6 protein-coding genes are annotated in these 4,818 nt (G+C 38.7%); 4 read left to right on the plus strand and 2 right to left on the minus strand.

Annotated features, from left to right (window positions below; translation table 11 throughout):
- Positions 1-26 precede the first annotated feature (26 nt).
- Together AACW45_RS03825 and AACW45_RS03830 are read right to left on the minus strand one after the other, a co-directional pair.
- Positions 27-434 (minus strand): hypothetical protein, encoded by a 408-nt coding sequence (locus tag AACW45_RS03825; protein WP_190549733.1) that lies wholly within the window; start codon positions 432-434, stop codon positions 27-29.
- 214 nt (positions 435-648) lie between these two features.
- Positions 649-1,143 (minus strand): GNAT family N-acetyltransferase, encoded by a 495-nt coding sequence (locus AACW45_RS03830; protein WP_190549735.1) that lies wholly within the window; start codon positions 1,141-1,143, stop codon positions 649-651.
- Positions 1,144-1,642: 499 nt separating this feature from the next.
- Between AACW45_RS03830 and AACW45_RS03835 the strand changes: the two genes are divergently transcribed.
- From AACW45_RS03835 to AACW45_RS03850, 4 genes are all read left to right on the plus strand, one after another.
- Positions 1,643-2,701, plus strand: coding sequence for an FAD-dependent oxidoreductase (locus AACW45_RS03835; protein WP_242045847.1), 1,059 nt, complete (start codon positions 1,643-1,645; stop codon positions 2,699-2,701).
- A 171-nt stretch (positions 2,702-2,872) separates the two neighbouring features.
- A complete protein-coding gene (locus AACW45_RS03840; RefSeq protein ID WP_190638259.1) occupies positions 2,873-3,076 on the plus strand; it encodes a hypothetical protein in 204 nt (67 codons plus the stop codon).
- Between the two features lie 509 nt (positions 3,077-3,585).
- Positions 3,586-3,858, plus strand: a complete 273-nt coding sequence (locus AACW45_RS03845) for a Pb-reticulocyte-binding protein (RefSeq protein WP_190638261.1) — start codon at positions 3,586-3,588, stop codon at positions 3,856-3,858.
- Positions 3,859-4,204: 346 nt separating this feature from the next.
- Positions 4,205-4,465: a hypothetical protein gene (locus AACW45_RS03850; RefSeq protein WP_190638271.1), complete on the plus strand. Its 261-nt coding sequence runs from the start codon at positions 4,205-4,207 to the stop codon at positions 4,463-4,465.
- Positions 4,466-4,818: the final 353 nt, after the last annotated feature.

Here is a 4,818-nt window from a genome sequence, read left to right on the forward strand (position 1 = left end):
AGAAAAACTCGTTGAATTTGATGATTTTAATCCATATAGCTAGTGGGCATTTGCGTTTCAACAGCGTTCTCTGAAATTGGACGGCTACCATCTATTTCTAGAGTATCTTGAACTTGAAAATTATTCTTAGCAATCGGACGTTGACCGTCTATATCGAGAATTTCTTCCACCTCTAAATCATTAGGATCAATTGGACGTTTGCCATCTACTGTTAACATCTCATGCTCTGAAAAATCACTCTTAGCAATCGGGCGTTGACCATCTATATCAATTGTTTTTTCTGAATAATTTTCAGCCTTGGCAATTGGACGCTGCCCATCTATATTCAAAGTTTCCTTAATTTCAATATTACTGGGATCAACTGGGCGCTGCCCATCTATATTAATTGTTTTAGGCGTTTGTGCCAAGTCACTAGATGATGATTCTGAAGGCATAAATTTTAGTATCTTCTAATCGAAAGATATGTTTTTCAAAAAACTTTAATGAGATGATTAATTACTTTAGTGAATTAAAATTTAAAAATCTTCTACCATAAAAGATAATATATCTCTAACTTAGGATTGATTAAATATCTTTCTAAAAGTGCATTTCGATGAATAATTCAGCACCAGGAGCGGAGCCGGAGACGCTCCGCCAAGGCCTCAGAAGTCAGAATTTCTTTTCAAGATAGTGAACTTCAAGATCATCTTCCCGTTGCCCTAAATCAATCCATCCATGCTTGAGATAAAATCTCATTGCCACTCGATTCGTAGGACTGACGTTCAAGCGAGCTGAGTGACAACCCAGACGCTTGAAAAAATCAGATGCGTGTTGATCTAACTGCTGACCAAAACCCTGACCTCGAAACTCTGGAGTCAGGTAAAACAAATTGACGTAGCCAACGCTTGAATCGTGTTGACAACGCATCATCTCAATTTGCCCAATAATTTGCTCTTGTTTCCAAACATGTACACAACTGTTCGGGATTTGTGTCATTCGCTGTCTGAGCCACTGCAAATATTTCTCAGATCCGCTTCCATCCTCTTTATAGAACCGAGCGGCTGAACCAAAGCTGCAAATGAAAGAGTCTGCTCTGAACTGAACGCATAAATTTTGATCCCGCTCTAGGTTGATCGGTTTGAACTCAAGCTTAGAAGATTGCAATGTTGTTTCTCCTGGCTAGATTTGTGCGTTGTTTCGGCAACTAACTGACTGTAACGTCGTCTTTGCCAACATTACTAAAAATTTGAACTCAAAATAATAATTTAACTTGCTCGCTTTTTTAGTGATGCTTTATCCGAGCAAATGCATCACTTGGGTCAGTTTTATCTAAATAGAATACATTCGCCAGAAACCAGAATTCAGTATAAATTCTGTGCGAGTAGCGGATGAATTGCAGGGGTATTAGACCCCTGCAATTCTTGAAGATTTAGCTGTCTACAATTACTGGCATGTCTGAATCCCCCATTAATTCTGAATTCTTCTTTAACATCTTTTCTAAGTTACTGTAAAATTGAAGGCTAATTTCATCAGTTATGCTTTTTAGCCGATGAAAATACTCAATGAATGTGAAAATATGGTAAACATTCGAGCCGAAATAGTCAGGCTAGACCGTCAACTTGTTGCACTAATTAGTTAGCTTTTATAAGTCACCCTATGTCACATGAACAAATTCACTGGAGAACGCATCGTCACAAGCAAAGATGTCACTGTTGAAGCACCACTGGTTGTCATCAATACTGGTATATCTTCAGCGATCCCAGATATACCTGGTTTAGCCGGAACTCCCTATCTCACCAATCGCAACTTCTTTGATTTAAAAGAACTACCAAAGCGTTTACTAGTAATTGGTGCAGGTTATATTGGGCTGGAATTGGGACAAGGGTTAGCTCGTTTAGGAAGTGAAACTCATTTAATTGTGCGCGGCGATCGCGTATTGGCACAAGAAGAAGCAGATGTTAGTCAAACTTTGGCACAAGCATTACAGCTTGATGGCATTTCTCTGCACTTTCAGGTAAAAGTAGAGCAGGTTGACTACAACAATAATATATTTACGCTCACCCTGAGTAACGGCGAAACCCTTGAGGGTGAGGCTTTAATGGTGGTGATTGGGCGCAAACCAAAAACGGATGCATTGAATGTTGCAGCCGCAGGGGTAGAACTGGATAAAAAAGGCTTTATCGTAATCAACGACCAATTTCAAACAACAACTAAAGGAATTTACGCCATCGCAGATGCTGCCGGACAAGCAGCCTTTACCCATGTTTCTTGGGAAGATTATCGTCGCTTAAAAGCCATTTTATGTGGGGAACAACGCACCCGAAGCGATCGCGTTCTCGGTTATGCCGTGTACACAGAACCACAAGTGGGACGAGTTGGGATGACGCTCGAGCAAGCAACCAAGCAGGGTATTAACGCCCGTGCTGTCACCCTACCAATAGATCAAATTGCCCGTGGGATTGAATGGGGACATGACTTAGGGTTTTACCGGATGGTAATCGATCGCGATACCAACAAAATCTTAGGCGCAACCCTGGTTGGCTATGAAACAGCAGAACTAGTGCATGTATTTTTATCACTGATGGAAATGGATGCAACTTGGCAGGTGTTAGAACAATCAGTGCATATCCATCCAACCTACGGTGAGGCATTACCCAGTCTAGCACGACTTTTGATTGAAGACGATACGCCCCTTTGTCCAAATCTTGATCCCAACTTGTGAGTAGATAATCATTGACGCTCGCAACTAACTAATAACCAAAGATATATGATGTTTCAACCCCTTCAATGTAGTAGCAACAAGTTACGTCTTGACTTGGGTTTGAAATACTTCATTGCCGACAACAAAGGTAATGTAGAATCATCACCCCAGTTCTAAAACAAGATAAAGGGTATGGAGGAAATAGAAGAAACAAACATTCAAGACGATATTATTGATGCGCCAGAATCGATAGCACTGGAAAAACAAGTACTGGATGTAGAAAGTCGAGAACCTAATTATATCTCTTGGCGAGATAATCCTGTAGTCCAATCCGTTTGCAATACAGGCTGGCAGGTTTCGGAAATTTGGAAAGATATTAGATTGGATAATTTCTAGTGATGGCTGTTAAGCACACGATAATCAGCCACATTGACGCTTCAGGAAAATTTTCCACAAGCGTCTACTATTATATTAGTTTATAGAACTATTTCGACTACTGCAATCTGCCTTGAGTGTTACCTGTGTTTTCGTTAATTTATTGATTTTACATAACTTCACTCAGCAATAAGAGATTTTATAATTATTTAATACTCCCAATCTTTAGGAAATACTTCAATAATATTAAATAACAAAAAGTAACTAAGACAGTTTGACCTTTTATAGTAAGAATACATCCGTCAGAATTCAGTAGCCAGAATAGTTACAGAATCAGGATAAAATTTGCTCAATCAACATACCAATCATTTTAAATTACTTCTAAATTCTGACTTCTGACCGGGGCGGAGCGTCTCCGGCTCCGTTCCTGTGTGCTGAATTCTTACCTTTTATATTATTTATTTCAGCTTTGAATTTGATTTTTTGGCTTACGCCTGAAGAGGACTGAAGGTATTTAGAAGCAATCAACCATGATTCAGGCAGTTAGTTTTGAACAGACATTTGTCACCCATCTCGAAAGCTTTATGGGTAAAGCAGATAAGTTCATCAAGGTTTATTATACGGGTATAAGTGAAGAAACCCATTTTCAAGAAATAATGCTGGCGGTGAAAAATCTCGCACTTGATGCAGACTTGCAACAGCTAGAAGCTGAGTATCAAATATGTAGCGAAAGACAAGACTTGTTAGCTGATTGTGATGATTCAGCAATGTCAGGCGCTATCAATGGCAGAAGTATTAGCTAAACCACAATTTCAAATATTCACTCATATAAAAACGGGAGCAAAAGTAGTAAGAATTTATTTTCCAGCTTTGTTTCTGGCTGAGTTTCACGCAACTGTATACCAATAATTGGAAAGGCAAGAAATTATTTTCGATGAAAAAGACATCAAACAATATGGTGATGGTTCATTTCGACTTTATTTTAGAAGTACTAATTCATTAGAAACAGAATATTTACAGTTAGTAAAGCCACTCACAATTCAAAAACATCAGAGTTATTTTCAAAATAACTTTCCTGATTAAACCTCGGTAGAAAGAAATCAGGTGCGAAGCAAATTCAGTAAACCCCAAAGCCAGGAGAAATATTCCATGCAATCAAACTATCGAAGCTTTTTGGGAAATCCTAACATCCAAATTCCATCTCTTGCTAACTTTCAAATAAATTACCCAGCAAAGCCAGAACGAGAAACAATTAAGCATACGCTGATTGGCTCCAGCCAAGCTGTAATGGCAACAATTCGTATTTTGCATCAACTAGGTTATGCAGATATAGGTGATTGGAGTCCGTTGTTACCTACTTCAAATCCAGGGGAAGTAATGAGCATTTTAATTCGGTCAATTAATGTGTAGTTGTCTGGAGTTGTAATAAATAGTATGCCCTCAATGGGGGTATTTTTTTTGATAGAGCATGAGTTTTCAATTGCAACCCCTCACGGGGAGAAGACTGTGAAAGACCAGCATCCGCTTCAAGCTGGACATCGAAGATAAAGAAAATGGAAAATACTCAAGAATTTTTGAACGCTCTCGCGATCGCGTTAGTTTTAGCTTTCATAACGTTAATAATATTGAATTTATTTGTTGGTTTATGGGATTTATGGAAGCTAGGACTTACGCATTGACAGAATGATAAAATAATGCGTTAAGAAACAAGTATTGTCTACAAAGAGGTATCGGACAATTAGAGAAATCAGTAAACCCTCAAC

Origin of the sequence: Calothrix sp. FACHB-168 (assembly GCF_963889195.1) — a bacterium.
GTDB lineage: Bacteria > Cyanobacteriota > Cyanobacteriia > Cyanobacteriales > Nostocaceae > Aulosira > Aulosira anomala_A.